15 protein-coding genes are annotated in these 18,991 nt (G+C 58.5%); 13 read left to right on the top strand and 2 right to left on the bottom strand.

Annotation, left to right across the window (positions count from 1 at the left end; all coding sequences use genetic code 11):
* Positions 1–19 precede the first annotated feature (19 nt).
* The 11 genes from AC0Z5Z_RS21855 to AC0Z5Z_RS21805 all read left to right on the top strand — a co-directional run bounded on the left by AC0Z5Z_RS21855 (position 20) and on the right by AC0Z5Z_RS21805 (position 11,511).
* Positions 20–1,012: a D-cysteine desulfhydrase gene (locus tag AC0Z5Z_RS21855; protein WP_485611625.1), complete on the top strand. Its 993-nt coding sequence runs from the start codon at positions 20–22 to the stop codon at positions 1,010–1,012.
* A 282-nt stretch (positions 1,013–1,294) separates the two neighbouring features.
* Positions 1,295–2,095, top strand: coding sequence for a cystine ABC transporter substrate-binding protein (gene tcyJ, locus AC0Z5Z_RS21850; protein WP_016772199.1), 801 nt, complete (start codon positions 1,295–1,297; stop codon positions 2,093–2,095).
* On the top strand, positions 2,095–2,760 hold the full coding sequence (gene tcyL, locus AC0Z5Z_RS21845; protein ID WP_016772200.1) for a cystine ABC transporter permease: 666 nt from the start codon (positions 2,095–2,097) through the stop codon (positions 2,758–2,760). The genes tcyJ and tcyL overlap by 1 nt, the downstream gene beginning before the upstream one ends.
* Before the next feature lie 4 nt (positions 2,761–2,764).
* Positions 2,765–3,514, top strand: coding sequence for an L-cystine ABC transporter ATP-binding protein TcyN (gene tcyN / locus AC0Z5Z_RS21840; protein WP_076565047.1), 750 nt, complete (start codon positions 2,765–2,767; stop codon positions 3,512–3,514).
* A gap of 462 nt (positions 3,515–3,976) precedes the next feature.
* Entirely contained in the window at positions 3,977–4,741 is a 765-nt protein-coding gene (locus tag AC0Z5Z_RS21835) for a hypothetical protein (RefSeq protein WP_236168232.1), read from the top strand.
* 263 nt (positions 4,742–5,004) lie between these two features.
* Positions 5,005–6,246, top strand: coding sequence for an SfnB family sulfur acquisition oxidoreductase (locus AC0Z5Z_RS21830; RefSeq protein ID WP_150637903.1), 1,242 nt, complete (start codon positions 5,005–5,007; stop codon positions 6,244–6,246).
* 27 nt (positions 6,247–6,273) lie between these two features.
* On the top strand, positions 6,274–7,467 hold the full coding sequence (locus AC0Z5Z_RS21825) for an SfnB family sulfur acquisition oxidoreductase (protein ID WP_252868605.1): 1,194 nt from the start codon (positions 6,274–6,276) through the stop codon (positions 7,465–7,467).
* Positions 7,467–8,858 carry an LLM class flavin-dependent oxidoreductase gene (locus AC0Z5Z_RS21820; protein ID WP_406228018.1) on the top strand — a complete coding sequence of 464 codons (1,392 nt, stop codon included), beginning with the start codon at positions 7,467–7,469 and terminating at the stop codon, positions 8,856–8,858. The genes AC0Z5Z_RS21825 and AC0Z5Z_RS21820 overlap by 1 nt, the downstream gene beginning before the upstream one ends.
* A gap of 85 nt (positions 8,859–8,943) precedes the next feature.
* Positions 8,944–9,753, top strand: a complete 810-nt coding sequence (locus tag AC0Z5Z_RS21815; RefSeq protein ID WP_406228017.1) for a MetQ/NlpA family ABC transporter substrate-binding protein — start codon at positions 8,944–8,946, stop codon at positions 9,751–9,753.
* Between the two features lie 2 nt (positions 9,754–9,755).
* Complete coding sequence (locus tag AC0Z5Z_RS21810; protein WP_406228015.1) at positions 9,756–10,877, top strand: methionine ABC transporter ATP-binding protein; 1,122 nt, start codon at positions 9,756–9,758, stop codon at positions 10,875–10,877.
* The gene (locus tag AC0Z5Z_RS21805) at positions 10,867–11,511 is read left to right on the top strand and encodes a methionine ABC transporter permease (RefSeq protein ID WP_016772208.1); all 645 of its coding nucleotides are present in this window, start codon (positions 10,867–10,869) and stop codon (positions 11,509–11,511) included. The genes AC0Z5Z_RS21810 and AC0Z5Z_RS21805 overlap by 11 nt, the downstream gene beginning before the upstream one ends.
* A 77-nt stretch (positions 11,512–11,588) precedes the next feature.
* On the opposite strand, the gene AC0Z5Z_RS21800 is transcribed toward AC0Z5Z_RS21805, so the two are convergent.
* The gene (locus AC0Z5Z_RS21800) at positions 11,589–14,396 is read right to left on the bottom strand and encodes an RHS repeat domain-containing protein (RefSeq protein WP_485611624.1); all 2,808 of its coding nucleotides are present in this window, start codon (positions 14,394–14,396) and stop codon (positions 11,589–11,591) included.
* A 109-nt stretch (positions 14,397–14,505) separates the two neighbouring features.
* Complete coding sequence (locus AC0Z5Z_RS21795) at positions 14,506–17,409, bottom strand: RHS repeat domain-containing protein (protein WP_485611623.1); 2,904 nt, start codon at positions 17,407–17,409, stop codon at positions 14,506–14,508.
* Between the two features lie 457 nt (positions 17,410–17,866).
* On the opposite strand from AC0Z5Z_RS21795, the gene AC0Z5Z_RS21790 reads away from it, so the two are divergent.
* Both AC0Z5Z_RS21790 and AC0Z5Z_RS21785 read left to right on the top strand, forming a co-directional pair.
* A complete protein-coding gene (locus AC0Z5Z_RS21790) occupies positions 17,867–18,223 on the top strand; it encodes a DUF6124 family protein (protein ID WP_041477463.1) in 357 nt (118 codons plus the stop codon).
* 105 nt (positions 18,224–18,328) lie between these two features.
* Positions 18,329–18,958, top strand: coding sequence for a class I SAM-dependent methyltransferase (locus tag AC0Z5Z_RS21785; protein ID WP_056787053.1), 630 nt, complete (start codon positions 18,329–18,331; stop codon positions 18,956–18,958).
* Positions 18,959–18,991 lie beyond the last annotated feature (33 nt).

Here is an 18,991-nt window from a genome sequence, read left to right as displayed (position 1 = left end):
TCTGCGCCAGTACGGACTCATGATCAAACAACAGCTGCAACGCTTCCCCCGTCTCGAACTGCTGAGCCACCCTACTCCGCTGGAAAAACTCGAACGCCTGTCCGCCTGGCTTGGTCGCGAGGTGTACATCAAGCGCGATGACCTGACACCGCTGGCGATGGGCGGCAACAAGCTGCGTAAACTCGAATACCTCGCCGCCGACGCGCTCGCCCAAGGTGCTGACACACTGATCACGGCCGGTGCGCTGCAATCGAACCACGTGCGCCAGACCGCCGCGCTGGCCGCGAAACTCGGCCTCGGTTGTGTGGCGCTGCTGGAAAACCCGCTCGGCACTGATGATGGAAATTACACCGGCAACGGCAACCGCTTGCTGCTGGATCTGTTCGACACCAAAGTCGAGCTGGTTGACAACCTCGACAATGCCGACGAACAACTGGCCGCCCTCGCCGTGCGCCTGCGCAGCAACGGCAAGAAGCCGTATCTGGTGCCGATCGGCGGCTCCAACGCCCTTGGTGCTCTGGGTTATGTGCGCGCCGGGCTGGAACTGGCTGAGCAGATCAAGGACAGCGGCCTCGATTTCGCCGCTGTGGTGCTGGCTTCAGGCAGTGCCGGTACTCACAGTGGTCTCGGACTGGCGCTGAGTGAGGTGCTGCCGCAACTGCCGGTGATCGGCGTGACCGTTTCGCGCAGTGAAGAAGATCAGCGCCCGAAGGTTCAGGGTTTGGCCGAATGCACCGCTGAGCTGCTGGGCATCGAGTTGCCGGCCAGTTTCAAGGTCGAGCTGTGGGACGAATATTTCGGCCCGCGTTACGGCGAGCCGAATGCCGGTACTTTGGCGGCGGTGAAACTGTTGGCGGCTCAGGAAGGTCTGTTGCTTGACCCGGTGTACACCGGCAAGGCCATGGCCGGCCTGTTAGACGGGATTGGCCGGCAGCGATTCGATGACGGCCCGATCATCTTCCTGCACACCGGGGGCGCGCCAGCGTTGTTTGCCTACAAGGATTTTCTGTAAGAGCAGATCAAGAAATCGCAGCCTTCGGCAGCTCCTACATGAGATCACCTGCAGCAGCTGCCGAAGGCTGCGATCTTCAAGCAGTCACGCATATTCCTGAAATGAATAACAATTTTAGTATTAAGTATTTTCAAGTCTAAAACAGACATCTTATAGTCTCGCCGCAGGCGAATTTCGGGCGAGACGCTTAAGCTGCTTTAAGGCAGGATAGCGCTGTCGTTCAAATCACCAATTTGCCTACATTCCTTAAGCGTCTTCCATAAGAAAACACAGGGGCTTGTCATGAATTTTTCCGCACTACGTCGCACTCTGCTGGTCGGTTCGCTGGGTCTGGCACTGAGCGCCGGCCTGATCGGTCAGGCAGTGGCCGGTGAGCAGTTGCAACAGATCAAGGACAAGGGCGTTCTGAACGTCGGCCTGGAAGGCACTTACCCACCGTTCAGCTATGTCGACGAGAACGGCAAGCTGTCGGGTTTTGAAGTGGAGCTGTCCGAAGCGCTGGCGCAAAAGCTCGGCGTCAAGGCCAAGATTCAGCCGACCAAATGGGACGGCATCCTCGCCGCACTCGAATCCAAGCGTCTGGATCTGGTGGTCAACCAAGTGACCATCTCCGACGAGCGCAAGAAGAAGTATGACTTCTCCGAACCGTACACCGTCTCCGGCATCCAGGCCCTCGTGCTGAAAAGCAAAGAGTCGGCGCTGAACATCAAGACTGCCGCTGACCTGTCCGGCAAGAAAGTCGGTGTCGGCCTGGGCACCAACTACGAGCAGTGGGTCCGCGCCAACGTGCCGGGTGCTGACGTGCGCACCTACGATGATGATCCGACCAAATTCGCCGACCTCAACAACGGTCGTACCGATGCCATCCTGATCGACCGTCTGGCTGCCCTTGAATACGCCAAGAAAGCCCCGAAAACCGTGGCTGCCGGCGAGGCCTTCTCGCGTCAGGAATCCGGTATCGCCCTGCGCAAAGGCGAGCCTGAACTGCTGGCTGCGGTGAACAAGGCGCTCGACGAACTGCGTGCTGACGGCACTCTTGAGAAACTGTCGAAGAAATACTTCAACGCAGACGTCACTAAATAATGGAAGAGGCTTTCCAACTCGCGCTGGATTCCGCGCCCTTTCTGTTGAAGGGCGCGTACTACACGGTAGTCCTCAGCCTCGGCGGGATGTTCTTCGGTCTGCTGCTGGGCTTCGGCCTCGCGCTGATGCGCCTGTCGCGCTTCAAATCGGTCAGTTGGCTGGCGCGCATCTACGTGTCGTTCTTTCGCGGCACGCCGTTGCTGGTGCAGCTGTTCGTGATCTATTACGGCTTGCCGCAACTGGGCATGGAGCTTGATCCGCTGCCAGCAGCGCTGATCGGTTTCTCGCTGAACATGGCCGCCTACGCCTGTGAAATCCTTCGTGCCGCGATCGGTTCGATCGAACGCGGTCAGTGGGAGGCTGCTGCGAGTATCGGCATGACCCGCGCGCAGACCCTGCGCCGGGCCATCCTGCCGCAAGCGATGCGCACGGCATTGCCGCCGCTGGGCAACAGCTTCATTTCGCTGGTCAAGGACACGGCGCTGGCCGCGACCATTCAGGTGCCGGAGCTGTTCCGTCAGGCGCAGCTGATTACCGCCCGGACTTTTGAAGTCTTCACCATGTATCTTGCCGCCGCGCTGATCTACTGGATTCTGGCCACGGTGCTTTCGCACTTGCAGAACAAGTTGGAAGAGCGGGTCAATCGGCACGACCAGGAGTCCTGACGCGATGATTGTCGTGGAAAAACTGACCAAGCAATTCAAGGGACAGGTCGTGCTCAACGGCATCGACCTTGAGGTAAAGGAAGGCGAAGTCGTCGCGATCATCGGTCCCAGTGGTTCGGGGAAAACGACGTTCCTGCGATGCCTGAATTTCCTCGAAGAACCCACCAGCGGCCGGATCAAGGTCGGCGATATCGAAATCGATACCAGCCGCCCGCTGAACCAGCAGCAAAGCCTGGTGCGCAACCTGCGCCAGCACGTCGGCTTCGTGTTCCAGAACTTCAACCTGTTCCCCCATCGCACCGCTTTGGAAAACGTCATCGAAGGCCCGATCGTGGTCAAGAAGATGCCGCGCGACCAGGCAGTTGCTCTGGGTAAAAAGCTACTGACCAAAGTGGGGCTTGCCGGCAAGGAGGACGCGTATCCGCGCCGGCTTTCCGGTGGCCAGCAACAGCGCGTGGCAATTGCCCGGGCGCTGGCGATGGAGCCGGAAGTCATTCTGTTCGACGAACCGACCTCCGCCCTCGACCCGGAACTGGTCGGCGAAGTGCTGGCGACCATTCGCGGTCTTGCCGAAGAAAATCGCACCATGGTGATTGTCACCCATGAAATGGGTTTTGCCCGTGACGTGGCCAATCGCGTGGTGTTTTTCGACAAGGGCGTAATTGTTGAACAAGGTGAAGCCAAGGCACTGTTTGCCAACCCGAAAGAAGAACGCACCAAACAGTTTCTCAGCAAGTTTCTGAATCACGCCTGAGAACTTTCTCTGCCACAGCCCTCAACTTCCACGGACGGAAGTTATCCCTCCCCCGGCATTTCATTCTTCTAAACATTTATTACTTGTGCGCGCAGATAAACATTGCGCAACGATGACGCACATCCTCGATTCGTCATATTTCCACACGTTTGCCGGTGAACGAACCCGCACAAAACGCCGCGAAACCGCTGTTTATCTGTAGCTGATTTCGCGCTTACGCCTAGGCTTATTGCCTCGATGACGTAGGAGCTTTCTGATTAACTTGTAATTTACGCATTAACTAATCCCCTCTATTGACACCCCTCTCCGCAGACTTTTATCTAGTCGGCAACCGGCGCCCCTTAGTTCAAACAACCCGCACTAATACCGAGCAAATACTTGTCGCTTTTATTGCCAGTTGATTCGCGCCTTTTTTGTTTTCCAGAAACGGATTTCGCTGCAAGACTTCAAGGAGAGAAACCGATGACCCGCACTTCGCACACACCCGAACTTGCAGCGCCAACGCTGGCATGCGCACAAAAAACCGGCATCAACCTGGCAACGGCAGCTCACCTGCTCATCGACGTGCCGCCCTACTGCGGCATGGACGATGGCGATCTGATCGAACTGTTCTGGAACAAATGTTATGTCGCTTCGAAAGTCCTCAGCGCGGCCGATGTGGGCGAGTCGGTCAGCCTGCGGGTGCCGGAGAGTTTCATTGCCAATGGCACCGCGCGCATTCACTACCGCGTGATGCAGGTCGGCCAGGGCCCCGCGCTTTCGGCAACGACGCGGATACAGGTCAAACTCGATTGCCCGGGTGGCCAGCCCGCTGCGCACTGCGAAGATGAAAACCAGCAACTGGCACCGGTGATCATCCCCGAAGCGATTCGCCGCCAGGGCGTCAACCCCAGCCAGATCAAACGCGGCGTGCCGCTGACTATCGAGCCTTATCTGAACATGGCCGAAGACGACGCCATCACATTGCGCTGGGGTGATGTGCGCATGGATCTGGCGGCGCTCACTGCGGCCGACGTCGGGCTGCCGATTCAGGTCTGGGTGCCACCGGCGGTCATTGTCGAAGCGGGCGAAGACCTGCGGCTGGACGTGACCTACTGCATCCTCGACCGGGTCGGTAACAACTCGCGCTGGGCACCGCCGCGCACACTGAAAATCGGTTGCGTGAATCCGTACGTGAAAGTCCCGTTGAAGCCCGAATTCAAGGCCGCTGAATCACGTACCAAGTGAGACCTGCTCAAGGTGGGAGGTCAGTTATCTCTCACCTGAACCTCGTTAACCAAGCCGAACATCCACCCTTCTATGCATATTCCTAAAAGTTAGTTCATTTAATTTTTATACACGCTTAGGGTATATGCACCGGACCACCGGACATTCTTTCAATCGCCGCACTTCGCGGCGTTTTTCATGAGATGTGAGGTAGGTATGGTCCGGAACACAATCACCCCAGTGCAGATCGCCAGGGCATTGCGTGCAGCCAGGGAGCGGCACTGATGTCCAGTCTGGCAGATGCGAATCTGCAGTCCGATCTGGACATCGCCCCACTGTTGTTGCCCGCGCAAGTACTGCGCAACGACGCTCAAGCCATCAAGGCCGCCCACGAGCTGGCGCAGGCCGCCCGCGTGCAGGCGGCCAAACGCGACCGTCAGCGCAAGCTGCCATGGTCGGAAATCGAACAGTTCACCCGCAGCGGTCTGGGCAGCATTGCCATCCCGCGCGAATACGGTGGCCCGCAGGTTTCCTTCGTCACATTGGCTGAAGTATTCGCGATCATTTCTGCCGCCGACCCGGCGCTCGGACAGATTCCGCAAAACCAGTTCGGCATCATCCATCTGGTGCTCGGCACCGCTACCCAAGCGCAGAAAAAGCAGCTGTTCCAGAGTGTTCTGGAAGGTTGGCGCATCGGCAATGCCGGCCCGGAACGCGGCACGAAAAATACCTTGGAACTGAAGGCGCGAATCAGTGCAGATGGCGACGACTACGTGATCAACGGCCAGAAGTTCTACTCCACCGGCGCCCTGTTCGCCCACTGGGTCGCGGTGAAAGCGCTCAACGATGACGGCAAGCAAGTGCTGGCCTTCGTCCGTCGCGGCACGCCAGGTTTGCGCATCGTCGATGACTGGTCGGGTTTCGGCCAGCGCACCACCGCCAGCGGCACGATCCTGCTGAACAACGTGCGCGTCGAGTCGAGCCTGGTCATCGACAACTGGAAGATCAACGACAAGCCGAACACCCAAGGGGCAGTGTCGCAGCTGATTCAAGCGGCCATCGACGCCGGCATCGCACGCGGTGCTATCGACGACGCCATCGACTTCGTCAAAAGCCGCGCGCGGCCATGGATCGACGCCAAGGTCGAGCGCGCCAGCGATGACCTCTACGTGATCGCCGATATCGGCAAACTGAAAATCGAACTGCACGCCGCCGAAGCGCTGCTGCGCAAGGCCGGACAAGTGCTTGATCAGGTTCACGCGGCGCCACTCACTGCTGAGTCCGCTGCTCGCGCTTCGATCGCCGTGGCTGAAGCAAAAGTACTGACCACCGAGATCTCGCTGCTGGCCAGCGAAAAGCTCTTCGAACTGGCCGGCAGCCGCGCGACCCTCGCCGAATTCAACCTCGACCGCCACTGGCGCAACGCCCGCGTGCACACCCTGCACGACCCGGTGCGCTGGAAATATCACGCAGTCGGCGCCTATCGCCTGAACGGCACTTTGCCGGCTCGCCATTCCTGGATCTGAGACGACCAGTCATCTGGAGAACCCCCTATGACGCTTTCCCATCACGTCGCGCTCATCACCAGCGATGAGCAAGCCCTGATCGTCGCCAGCGACCTGGCCGAAGATTTCAAACGCGACAGCGCCCTGCGCGACCGCGAACGCCGCCTGCCATTGGCAGAACTGGAAGTGTTTTCCCGCTCCGGCCTGTGGGGCATCAGCGTGCCGAAGGAATATGGCGGCGCAGGTGTTTCCAACGTCACCCTGGCCAAAGTCATCGCCCTGATTGCGCAGGCCGACGGTTCACTCGGGCAAATTCCGCAGAACCATTTCTACGCACTGGAAGTGCTGCGCGTGAATGGCAGCGATGAACAGAAACAACGTCTGTACGCCGAGGTCCTCGCCGGTCAACGCTTCGGCAATGCGCTGGCAGAACTGGGCACCAAAACCGCTCACGACCGCGTCACCAGCCTCGAACGCGACGGCGCTGGTTATCGCATCAACGGTCGCAAGTTCTACTCGACCGGGGCGATTTACGCGCAGCGCATTCCGACGTCGGTGGTCGATGAAAACGGCGTACAGCAACTGGCCTTCGTCCCGCGCGAGAGCAAGGGCCTGACGGTGATCGACGACTGGAGCGGCTTCGGCCAGCGCACCACTGGCAGTGGCTCGGTGGTGTTCGAAGATGTCTATGTAGCGGCTGAAGATGTGCTGCCGTTCCAGAGCGCTTTCGAACGCCCGACCACGGTCGGCCCGCTGGCGCAGATTCTCCACGCCGCGATCGACACCGGCATTGCCCGCGCCGCTTTCGAAGATGCCTTGCATTTCGTGCGCAGCAAAACCCGTCCGTGGATCGATTCCGGCAACGACAAGGCCACCGAAGATCCGCTGACATTGAAGAGCTTCGGCCACTTGAGCATTCGGTTGCACGCCACCGAAGCCTTGCTCGAACGTGCCGGCGAAATCCTCGATGCCGCGCAAGCCGAAACCAACGCCGAAACCGTCGCCGCCGCATCGATCGCGGTTGCCGAAGCGCGGGCGATCAGCACGGAAATTTCCCTCGCCGCCGGCAGCACCCTGTTCGAACTGGCCGGCAGCCAGGCGACGCTGAGTGAACACGGCCTCGACCGCCACTGGCGCAACGCCCGAGTGCATACCCTGCATGACCCAGTGCGCTGGAAATATCACGCAGTTGGCAATTATTACCTCAACGACGAAAACCCTCCGCTGCGAGGGACGATCTGATGAGCGCTGCGAAAAAGAAAATTCTGCTCAACGCGTTCAACATGAACTGCATCGGCCATATCAATCACGGCCTGTGGACGCATCCGCGCGACACTTCGACCCGCTACAACACGATCGAATACTGGACCGAACTGGCGCAGTTGCTTGAGCGTGGATTGTTCGATGGTTTGTTCATCGCTGACATCGTCGGCGTCTACGACGTCTACCAGAACTCGGTGGACGTCACGCTGAAAGAGTCGATCCAGTTGCCGGTCAACGATCCGCTGCTACTGGTTTCAGCGATGGCAGCCGTCACCAGAAACCTCGGCTTCGGCCTGACCGCCAATCTCACTTACGAGCCGCCATATCTGTTCGCCCGACGCATGTCGACGCTCGATCATTTGAGTCGCGGCCGGGTCGGCTGGAACATCGTCACCGGTTATCTGGACAGCGCCGCCAAAGCCATGGGCCTGCGCGAACAGGTCGAACATGACCGCCGCTACGACCAGGCCGAAGAGTATCTGCAGGTGTTGTACAAGCTCTGGGAAGGCAGTTGGGAGAACGGCGCGGTGCTCAACGACCGCGAGGAGCGTATCTACGCCAATCCGGAAAAAGTGCACAAGGTCGAGCACAAGGGCGAGTTCTATCAGGTCGAGGGTTATCACCTCTGCGAGCCGTCACCGCAGCGCACGCCGGTATTGTTCCAAGCCGGCAGCTCCGATCGCGGCTTGCTCTTCGCCGGGCGTCATGCCGAGTGCGTATTCATCAGCGGCCAGAACAAACCATCGACCAAAGTGCAGGTCGACAAGGTCCGTGCCAGCGCGGTCGAAGCCGGGCGCAATCCTCAAGACATCAAGGTGTTCATGGGCCTCAATGTGATCGTCGGCGCCACCGAAGAAGCGGCGTGGGCCAAGCATGCCGAGTACCTGAGTTACGCCAGTGCCGAGGCCGGCGTGGCGCATTTTTCCGCCTCCACCGGCATCGACTTTGCCCAGTACGAAATCGACGAACCGATCCAGTACGTGAAGAGCAACGCGATTCAGTCGGCGACGAAAAACCTGCAAAACAACGACTGGACCCGGCGCAAATTGCTCGACCAGCACGCCCTCGGTGGTCGTTACATCACCGTGGTCGGCTCGCCCGAGCAAGTGGCGGATGAACTGGAATCGTGGATCGCCGAAACCGGTCTGGACGGCTTCAATCTGACCCGCATCGTCACCCCGGAAAGCTATGTCGATTTCATCGAGCTGGTGATTCCCGAGCTGCAGTGGCGCGGCTCGTACAAGACTGCGTATGACAGCGGGACCTTGCGCGAGAAGTTGTTTCACGGTGAGGCGCAATTGCCTGAGCAACACAGCGGATCTTCGTACAGGCATCAGAAGCTTCGCGAGCAGGCTCGCTCCCACATTTGAAATGCGTGCCCCTGTGGGAGCGAGCCTGCTCGCGAAGAGGCCCTCCCCGACAGCAAAAATTCATGCACTGACTGGAAAAACCACCATGACCAAAAAAATCCTGACCCACCCAGTCAAAGCACTGGCTCTGGTCTTCGGCCTGTTCAGCTCGGCGGTATTCGCTGCGGATGCGCCGCTGAAAATCGGCACCACCGCCGCTTTTGCCATCCCGCTGGAAGCCGCCGTCGAGGAAGCCTCCAAACAAGGCCTGAAAGTCGAACTGGTGGAATTCACCGACTGGATCGCGCCCAACGTCAGCCTCGCCGCTGGCGACATCGATGTGAATTACTTCCAGCACATTCCGTTCCTGGAAAACGCCAAAGCCGCGTCCGGTTTCGATCTGGTGCCATTCGCTCCTGGGATCATTAACAACGTCGGTCTGTATTCGAAGCGATACAAAAGCTTCGATGAGCTGCCCGAAGGCGCCAGCGTCGCCATCGCCAACGACCCGATCAACAGCGGACGCGGTTTGCAATTGCTCGCCAAGGCCGGGTTGATCAGCCTGAAACCGGGCGTCGGCTACAAAGCCACCGAAGACGACATCGTCGCCAATCCGAAGAAGATCAGGATTCTTCAGGTCGAAGCCGTGCAACTGGTGCGCGCGTATGACGACGCCGATCTGGTCCAGGGTTATCCAGCCTATATCCGCTTGGCGAAGACCTTCGATGCCGGCTCGGCACTGCTGTTCGACGGTCTCGATCACAAGGAATACGTGATCCAGTTCGTCATCCAGCCGAAGAGCAAAACCGACCCGCGCCTGATCAAGTTCGTCGACATCTATCAGCATTCGCCGGCCGTTCGCGCGGCACTGGACAAGGCCCACGGCAAGCTCTATCAGGCCGGTTGGGAAAGCTGAACATGACTGCCGCGATCCAACGGCGACTGGAGCTTCCAGAGCCACACAATGCTGAAAAAACCGAGTTGCACCCCGAGTTGAATCGCGCCCACGTACGCTTTATTGGCGTGGGCAAAACCTACGACGGCCGGCAAGGTCCGGTCGCGGCCTTGCAGGGCATCGACCTGGCGATTCAGCGTGGTGAAGTGTTCGGCATCATCGGCCGCAGCGGCGCCGGCAAGTCGTCGCTGATCCGCACGATCAATCGCCTGGAACAGCCAACGTCGGGGCGGGTGCTGATCGATCAGGTCGATATCGGCGAGTTCGATGAAGACCGCCTCGTCGCTCTGCGCCGGCGTATCGGCATGATCTTCCAGCACTTCAATCTGATGTCGGCCAAGACCGTCTGGCAGAACGTCGAGTTGCCACTGAAAGTCGCCGGCGTGCCGAAGGAACAGCGCGACAACAAGGTTCGCGAACTGCTCGAACTGGTCGGCCTGCAAGGCAAGCACAAGGCGTACCCGGCGCAACTCTCCGGTGGGCAGAAACAGCGTGTCGGCATCGCCCGCGCGCTGGTGCATGACCCGGACATTCTGCTCTGCGATGAAGCGACATCGGCACTCGATCCGGAGACCACGCAGTCGATCCTCGGCCTGTTGCGCGAGATCAACAAACGCCTCGGCCTGACCATTGTGCTGATCACTCACGAAATGGCAGTGATCCGCGACATCTGCGATCGCGTCGTCGTGCTTGAGCATGGCCATGCGGTCGAGCAAGGGCCGGTGTGGCAAGTGTTCGGCAATCCGCAACACGAGGTCAGCCAGACCTTGCTCGCGCCGCTGCAACACGCCTTGCCGGAAGAATTGCAGAGCCGTTTGCTGACGCAGTCAACGGCTTCAAATGCAGCGGTGGTGTTGCGTTTGCAGTTCACCGGCAGTGCCGCTGATGAGCCGGATCTGGCCGCGTTGTTTGCGGCGTTGGGTGGCCAAGTGAAGCTGCTTCAGGGCGGCGTGGAAAGGATTCAGGGTCACGCACTGGGGCAGCTGTTGCTGGCCGTCAGCGGCTCGGCGTTCAGCGCCGGGCAATTGCGCGAACGCGCCGGGCAATGGGCGCAACGAGTGGAGGTATTGGGCTATGTGGTTTGATCGCTTGCTGCAGGGTTTTATCGACACTTTCCTGATGGTCGGCGTGTCGTCGCTGATCGCGCTGCTGGCGGGGATTCCCATGGCGGTGATTCTGGTCACCAGTGACAAGGGCGGGATCTATGAGGCGCCGCTGTTGAACCGTGCGCTGGGCGCCTTCGTCAACCTGTTCCGCTCGATCCCGTTCCTGATTCTGATGGTTGCGCTGATTCCGTTCACCCGCCTGATCGTCGGCACCACCTATGGCGTGTGGGCCGCTGTGGTACCGCTGACAATCGCCGCAACGCCCTTCTTCGCACGGATCGCCGAAGTGAGTCTGCGCGAGGTCGATCATGGTCTGATCGAAGCCGCGCAGGCCATGGGTTGCCGGCGCTGGCATATCGTCTGGCATGTGCTGCTGCCCGAGGCGCTGCCGGGGATTGTCGGCGGTTTCACCATCACCCTGGTGACGATGATCAATTCGTCGGCCATGGCTGGGGCAATTGGTGCTGGTGGGCTGGGGGATATAGCTTACCGCTACGGCTATCAGCGCTTCGACAGCCAGATCATGTTGACGGTGATCGTCTTGCTGGTGGCGCTGGTGGCGGTGATTCAGTTGGGTGGGGATCGGTTGGCTCGGGGGTTGAACAAGCGGTGAAGCAGACTCTTTGCTTCCGATGGCTGGGACGCCAGCGCCCACCATCGGATGCGAACTGGTGGCGCTACTGTGAGTGTTCACCCGACATAACCTGGAGTAATCGAATTTTTTTTCAGAAAAGCCCGGGTATTTCCCTGATCAAGCGTGTTTTCCATGTTTTCTCTTGTCTGAAAAATCAGACTCGTCATGTCTTTCCACTTCACGCTGTTATGAGATTGCCACTCCACATACTCATCAGGCGAAGCCAGACCCGTTTCGACACCCGACATAATCCTTGTCAATACTTGCCACGTTTTGGATTGCATTTGGTGAAACACTGGATACAGATTTCCAAATGAAGCCAGATTATTGATTGAAGGCTTCAGATCAAAGCTGTCGACTCCGGTCAACGTCATATATTTACGTGACTCATCTTTCAGATGGAAGGCAGCAGCCCCATAGGCTGAAGCGCCACCCGCGCTGGCCAGACCAGCAGAGAGTTTCAAAGCCCCATAAACAGGCCTGAAATCCCCATTGAATTTCGGATGATCTAGCGAGCCATACTCTTTTATTATTCTGGAAGGGGAATGAGCATAGTCAAACATGCCCATTTCGAAACCATCCCTGATCTCCGTTGCAAAACCCGGTTTAACCCCCTGATGCCACATATTCATGAGGCCATCACCTTCTAGATCAGGGATGCTTTCCGGATTGATATTGAAAGTCAGTTTCGCCCTGGATATGACATCAACAGCGGCTTCCAGCAATTCATCCGCAGCCACATCGCTCTGGATGCGCGCCAGCTTTTTAATTTTGCCAATGGCAGAACTCTTATCCGTGTCCTTTCTAGCCATGATGCTGGGGAGCAAATGCAATTTGAAATGGGCCCTGCGCGCATGCTCCGCGTCACTTTCGCCGCTCAAAACGCTACTCAAACCTCTGACCGTCCCCTGTTCATCAACGAAAATCAGCGGACTATTTCCTAGCATTGCGTAAAGATTGATTCCATCGATATCTCGGCCAGGATCGGGACTTGTCCAGCGTTGTAACCACGGCGCGTAATAACGATATCCATAATAGTAAAGACCGGTCGCATCCCGCTCTTTGCCTGAGTAGCGAATCGTTTTGTTTTTCACCGCCAATGAATTCTTACCCGCCCAGCACGCCGTGCCACCAAACGGGTAATAGTGCTCCTGAGTCAAAATCCCCGCACCATCATCCAATTCCAGCGCGCTGGAACCAAGATGATCATTGAGGCTGTAACGCAGTTGGTCGCTTTCCACCCCGCTTGGCCAGTGCAGCAGTCGTACCTGATTGCGCCCGGTGTCGACACTGAAGACATGTCGCTCGACACCATCGACTTCGCGATGAATCTCAAGCCCCGGCAGATAACGAAGTTCTACCGTCAGCTTCTGACCGGACGCTTGGCTGACAGTCGTTTTACGCAACCGATGGCCCGGCTCGTCGTAGCCATAACACTCGTAGTCATCGCTTTCATTCGGACGTTTCAGCAACACAACCCGGCTCAACTCATTGCGTACGTTCCACGTCATGGCCTGTCCGCGCTGCAGCTCAAGCTGATTACCCGCCGCATCAAATCCCAGCGCTATCTCCGCTTCTCCGGGCAAGGAACCATCGTCGCGCTGCATCAAGCTTCGGTTGCTGCGATGGGAGGTGTACATCGAAAAACCCGGCGCACCGCTATGCTGGCGAGTGATCAGGTTGCCCGCTGCGTCGTAGTCGAATTTCTGCGTGTAGTTGCGCCGTTGATTAGGATCCAGCGGCGTTGGCAGCAGCTCCGGCAAGGCCGGGCCATGACTGGGCTGGCTGACTTCCCAGCCGCTGGCCTCGACCAGTTGATAAAGGCTGTCGTAGCGATACCGACTGACCGGATCGATGCGCTGACTGTTGAACCAGGACACGACTTGAGTCTTGTCTTCCAGGCTGATGATGTTGCCCACCGGATCGTAGACGTAATTCAGATCCTGCAACGGAGGGTGCGTGCCGACACTGGCGAGCAGTCTGAGCAACCGGCCGTCATCGCGGCTGTATTCGGCGCGGGCGATCACGCCGTTGCCGGCCGTTTCGCTTTCGATCTGACCCTGCGCGTTGTAGCGAATCGCGCTGACCAGGCACTTCGGCTGCCTGCCCTCGCCGGCCTGCAACAGCCTGGTCGCGCAAGCTTGCCCGGCGATGTTGTAATGCTGGGTCCGGAGGTTGCCTACCGCGTCGGTGTGATGCTGCAACTCGCCGGTTGGAGTGAAAGTCTGCCGGGTGACGTAGGTTGTTTCCTCGAGATAGTCATCCCGCCGGTCGGGTTCGAGTGGCCAGTCAGGCGTCTCGAGCTCGATCAAAAAGCGTCGCGACTCAACCATCACTGCGCCAGCGAGGCCGTAGCCATCGAAATGCCGATTGCCGGCCGGGTCGTCGTGGCGGATTGGTCGACCGCACTGGTTGTGCTGTGCGTGATCATCGGTGGCTTTTGCATAGGTCCAGCGCTCGACCACGTGAGGCTGCCCGTCGTGCGCCTGCTCGGTGAGGGCTAGCGGTCGCTGCAGATCATCGTATCGGCGGTGACTCTGACTGCCCCGGGCATCCCAACCAGAACACATCGAGCCCGCTTCATTCAACAGCCGCACCTGCCAACCGGCGTCGACGCTGTCTGCGAGTAAGTCTTGACCGCTCAATGCGTAGAGTGTGGCCAGATTCGGCTTGGGCGCAACGCCGTACAAACGCGGATCCCACGACGCTACCTGACGCCCCGCCTCATCAAAGATCTGCCGGGTGATGCGCGATTCGATGTCGGCTTTATCCGGGTGTCGGCAATAGGCAACGCTGCGAACCACCAGTGCGCGCGGGTCAATGACCGACAAGGTCGGAGTGGTGGTGTCATGACGAGTGCCCATTTGGAGTGAGTCCTTGGCATCTTTGATACCAAGACTGTGCTTATTCTGGTCGAGCCGCTACTGTAAAAACTAACAGGTCAACCTCTTTTAATGACTCAACCGCCAGGATTCAGGAAAACCATTTTTTGAAAAATCCCTGTTTGTGGGGCTTTTCGTAATAAGCGATGAAGTTGGCGATGGATCGGACGGATGATCCTTCTTCAGGCCTTCTGTAAAGCAATTCGTCGTGTGCTCCAACCACGCCGATTCCCGCCGAATGACCACCATCAAGATTCACCGACCATCCACCAGCACCGTTTATCCCCTCGAGCCTGGCCATTACCCTGGACCATTCGGGCATCGTATAGCCAGTCGCTGTGTCGCTGCGCCCGGTACTGCCGCCCCATGCCAAACGCGTACGCTGCCCGCTATCTGTTCCGCCGGGCAAACTGATGCCGGAGCGGATGTTAGGTGAACCTGCATGACCCAGTTTGCCCGGCTGATTGTTCTTCGGGTCAAAGAGAAATTTGGTGAGATCCAAATGGCTTTCCGGGAAGACCGCTTCCCCACCTTGCGAAAGCACAGGCCCGGATTCAATCCTCGATCCATCTCTCATTCGAACTGTCACGAAATGCTTTCGATAGTCTGAAGGCACCGGGGCGTAAATCTGACTTTTACCGCCGATCTTGCTTGGGCCAATCGGCGCAAACGGCGAAACGTTACTGCTAGCCTGATTCCGCATATTGAAGAAACCGCCGTTGATATAGGCAACGGCACCCGCGTTCGGGATAGCTGCTTGCGCCTTGATATCTTCTCCCGACGCCGTGTTCAGACGAAAACCAGTCTCGGCGCCCGCTACTTTGCTTCGCAATGTCGAATCAATCGACAAGTAGGCAAGGCTTCTATTGCCTACGATCAGACGAGTCAAATTCATTCCCATCCGATTGAACAATTCATTACCGCCGACAATATCGACTGCCACAATTCCCCGGGCCACTGTGCGTACCCAGACACCGTCTCTTGACGCCACTATTCCCGCATAAGCTCTGCGCCAACGATCCTGCGCATCGCTGCCCTTCAGACCGTCGGAATCGACAGCGCTTGTCGGATTGTTTGCGACCATTGCGTACAGATTCAACCCGTCCCCTTGCGGATCCGCACTTATCCATCGCTGTAGCCAAGGCGCGTAATACCGATAGCCGTAGTAATAAAGTCCCGTCGCGTCTCGCTCCTTGCCAGAATATCGGACGGTTTTGTATGTCGCCGCCTGCGCATTTCTGCCAGCCCAGCAGGCTGTTCCTCCAAAGGGATAATACTGCTCCAGTGTCAGAACACAGCCTTCATCATCCAGCTCCACAGTAGAGGAGCCAATGAGATCGTCATAGCCGAAACGCAGTTGATCCTGGTTTCTGGCGCAAGGCCAGTGCAATAGTTTTATCGAAGCTCGACCGACTCCGGTTTCGATCACTTGATACTCTTCACCTCCGGCACGTCGGTGCAATTGGAGACCGGGAAGATAGCGAATTTCGCTATCCAGAATTCGAACCGCAGTCTGTCGGATAAACACTTTGCGCGAACGATGACCGGAAAGATCATAACTAGAGCACTCGAAATCATCGGCCTTTGCCTCGCGTTGAACCAGCACTACGCGACTCAGCTCATTGCGCACGTTCCACGTCATGGCTTGTCCGCGCTGCAGCTCAAGCTGATTACCCGCCGCATCAAATCCCAGCGCTATCTCCGCTTCTCCGGGCAAGGAACCATCGTCGCGCTGCGCCAGGCTTCGGTTGCTGCGCTGGGAGGTGTACATCGAAAAACCTGGCGCACCGCTATGCTGGCGAGTGATCAGGTTGCCCGCTGCGTCGTAGTCGAATTTCTGCGTGTAGTTGCGCCGTTGATTAGGATCCAGCGGCGTTGGCAGCAGCTCCGGCAAGGCCGGGCCATGACTGGGCTGGCTGACTTCCCAGCCGCTGGCCTCGACCAGTTGATAAAGGCTGTCGTAGCGATACCGACTGACCGGATCGATGCGCTGATTGTTGAGCCAGGACACGGCTTGAGTCTTGTCTTCCAGGCTGATGATGTTGCCCACCGGATCGTAGACGTAATTCAGATCCTGCAACGGAGGATGCGTGCCGACACTGGCGAGCAGTCTGAGCAACCGGCCGTCATCGCGGCTGTATTCGGCGCGGGCGATGACGCCGTTGCCGGCCGTTTCGCTTTCGATCTGACCCTGCGCGTTGTAGCGAATCGCGCTGACCAGGCACTTCGGCTGCCTGCCCTCGCCGGCCTGCAACAGCCAGGTCGCGCAAGCTTGCCCGGCGATGTTGTAATGCTGCGTTCTGAGGTTTCCAACCGCGTCGGTGTGATGCTGCAACTCGCCGGTTGGAGTGAAAGTCTGCCGGGTGACGTAGGTTGTTTCCTCGAGATAGTCATCCCGCCGGTCGGGTTCGAGCGGCCAGTCAGGCGTCTCGAGCTCGATCAAAAAACGTCGCGACTCCACCACCACTGCGCCAGCGAGGCCGTAGCCATCGAAATGCCGATTGCCGGCCGGGTCGTCGTGGCGGATCGGTCGACCGCACTGGTTGTGCTGTGCGTGATCATCGGTGGCTTTTGCATAGGTCCAGCGCTCGACCACGTGAGGCTGCCCGTCGTGCGCCTGCTCGGTGAGGGCTAGCGGTCGCTGCAGATCATCGTATCGGCGGTGACTCTGACTGCCCCGGGCATCCCAACCAGAACACATCGAGCCCGCTTCATTCAACAGCCGCACCTGCCAACCGGCGTCGACGCTGTCTGCGAGTAAGTCTTGACCGCTCAATGCGTAGAGTGTGGCCAGATTCGGCTTGGGCGCAACGCCGTACAAACGCGGATCCCACGACGCTACCTGACGCCCCGCCTCATCAAAGATCTGCCGGGTGATGCGCGATTCGATGTCGGCTTTATCCGGGTGTCGGCAATAGGCAACGCTGCGAACCACCAGTGCGCGCGGGTCAATGACCGACAAGGTCGGAGTGGCGGTGTCATGGCGGGTATTCACGGCTACGCGAGTCCCTGATGTCTATACGCCGAGACTGAACCAGTTTTCTCCATCCCGATACTGTAAGAACTACCAGTTGCATTCAGGTTTGCGCACCCATGCGGTCATTCAGACGGGCTGGCGCGTGGACTGAATAAGCGCTAAGGTCGATGGCGGCAGGTGGCCATCAATCAGGCCCTTGTGATCGCGATATCTTAGGCAACGCCCTTCGCAAAAATCAGATGCTTCCTACACCACTTTTGTCGTTTCGCCAGCCCGAACCACGGGGGTTTGCAGGACGATTCCTAGAATATTTTGCCCGCTTGTACCCGAAATATCCTGTAGCTAATCTCCGGTCGTCACTGTTTTGCGGTGACTGGATTCAGTTGTCCGGCCGGCGACTGATCCGCGTGCAGCCGCCGTCCTGCTCGTTTAGTCGCGAAATGGTTGGCTCCCACTTGAAGTCAGGAGTTTACCCATGGAAAAAAATCTTGCCGATCCGCCACTCAGCCTTACCTCAAGCAAGCGGTTCACCGAGGATTTGCTCAAGGATCGCTCTGCACTGTGCCGCGCCGTCGACTCGCATCTGGCCGGCAATCAGGTCACGTTGGCGGGACAGAAACGCGTTTACAGCATCAGCGAAGATGTGACGCTGGAGGACGCCCAACTGTATGTTGCCGATCTGCTGCGCTGCGCCTCGGTGACCGTCCATCAATGCGGTGACCAGCTCGGGGGCGCGGATCGGGCCATGGTGTTTTCGGTCTGGCATCTGCTGGAAATGGCCAAGGCGATGATGGACCGCTCGATCGATTGTCTGGGAGCGAAGCAGCACTGAAGCCTGGCACCCATTGCCGCCTGCACTGGCCCCAGCGCAGGCGGCGTTTTTTTGCCGGTGAAAAGGCTTATAGTCCGCCCTCACGCCGCCAATACAGCATCGATCATGAAGCAAACGCCCAGCGACCTCGAACAGATCACCGCCACCACCCTTGGACACTACAACTCGGTGGCCGAGGATTTCCGTGAAGGCACGCGCGACCACGATGTCAGCCAGAATATCGAGGCCTTGCTGCGCCACATTCACGGTGAAGCACCCTTCACGATTCTCGATTTCGGCTGCGGGCCGGGGCGGGATTTGCAAACCTTCACGCGCATGGGCCACGTCGCGATCGGCCTTGATGGCTCACAGGAGTTCGCGCGCATGGCCCGCGAAGACAGCGGTTGCGAAGTCTGGCAGCAGGACTTTCTCAAGCTTGATCTGCCGGCCGAGCGCTTCGACGGCATTTTCGCCAACGCCGTGCTGTTTCATGTGCCGCTGCAGGTGTTGCCGCAAGTGCTACGGCAACTGCACGGCACCTTGAAACCGGGTGGAGTGCTGTTCAGTTCCAATCCGCGTGGCGACAACCAAGAGGGCTGGAACGGGCCGCGCTACGGCTCGTATCACGATCTCGAGGCCTGGCGCGGGTTGCTGACGGCGGCGGGGTTTGTCGAGCTGGAGCATTATTACCGGCCTGCGGGCTTGCCGCGCGAACAGCAGCCGTGGCTGGCGAGCGTGTGGCGTCGAGTTGATTGAAGATCAAAAGATCGCAGCCTTCGGCAGCTCCTA

This window comes from Pseudomonas sp. 1L-E-NC-VB-C3, from assembly GCF_057291535.1.
Note: the sequence above shows the minus strand (reverse complement) of the source record. Positions and strands in the feature narration are given on the sequence as shown.

Bases quoted from the DNA above. Each gene is read 5' to 3' on its own strand.
- AC0Z5Z_RS21855 (WP_485611625.1), top strand. From the start codon at position 20: ATGATCAAACAACAGCTGCAACGCTTCCCCCGTCTCGAACTGCTGAGC.
- tcyJ (WP_016772199.1), top strand. From the start codon at position 1,295: ATGAATTTTTCCGCACTACGTCGCACTCTGCTGGTCGGTTCGCTGGGT.
- tcyL (WP_016772200.1), top strand. From the start codon at position 2,095: ATGGAAGAGGCTTTCCAACTCGCGCTGGATTCCGCGCCCTTTCTGTTG.
- tcyN (WP_076565047.1), top strand. From the start codon at position 2,765: ATGATTGTCGTGGAAAAACTGACCAAGCAATTCAAGGGACAGGTCGTG.
- AC0Z5Z_RS21835 (WP_236168232.1), top strand. From the start codon at position 3,977: ATGACCCGCACTTCGCACACACCCGAACTTGCAGCGCCAACGCTGGCA.
- AC0Z5Z_RS21830 (WP_150637903.1), top strand. From the start codon at position 5,005: ATGTCCAGTCTGGCAGATGCGAATCTGCAGTCCGATCTGGACATCGCC.
- AC0Z5Z_RS21825 (WP_252868605.1), top strand. From the start codon at position 6,274: ATGACGCTTTCCCATCACGTCGCGCTCATCACCAGCGATGAGCAAGCC.
- AC0Z5Z_RS21820 (WP_406228018.1), top strand. From the start codon at position 7,467: ATGAGCGCTGCGAAAAAGAAAATTCTGCTCAACGCGTTCAACATGAAC.
- AC0Z5Z_RS21815 (WP_406228017.1), top strand. From the start codon at position 8,944: ATGACCAAAAAAATCCTGACCCACCCAGTCAAAGCACTGGCTCTGGTC.
- AC0Z5Z_RS21810 (WP_406228015.1), top strand. From the start codon at position 9,756: ATGACTGCCGCGATCCAACGGCGACTGGAGCTTCCAGAGCCACACAAT.
- AC0Z5Z_RS21805 (WP_016772208.1), top strand. From the start codon at position 10,867: ATGTGGTTTGATCGCTTGCTGCAGGGTTTTATCGACACTTTCCTGATG.
- AC0Z5Z_RS21800 (WP_485611624.1), bottom strand. From the start codon at position 14,396: ATGGGCACTCGTCATGACACCACCACTCCGACCTTGTCGGTCATTGAC.
- AC0Z5Z_RS21790 (WP_041477463.1), top strand. From the start codon at position 17,867: ATGGAAAAAAATCTTGCCGATCCGCCACTCAGCCTTACCTCAAGCAAG.
- AC0Z5Z_RS21785 (WP_056787053.1), top strand. From the start codon at position 18,329: ATGAAGCAAACGCCCAGCGACCTCGAACAGATCACCGCCACCACCCTT.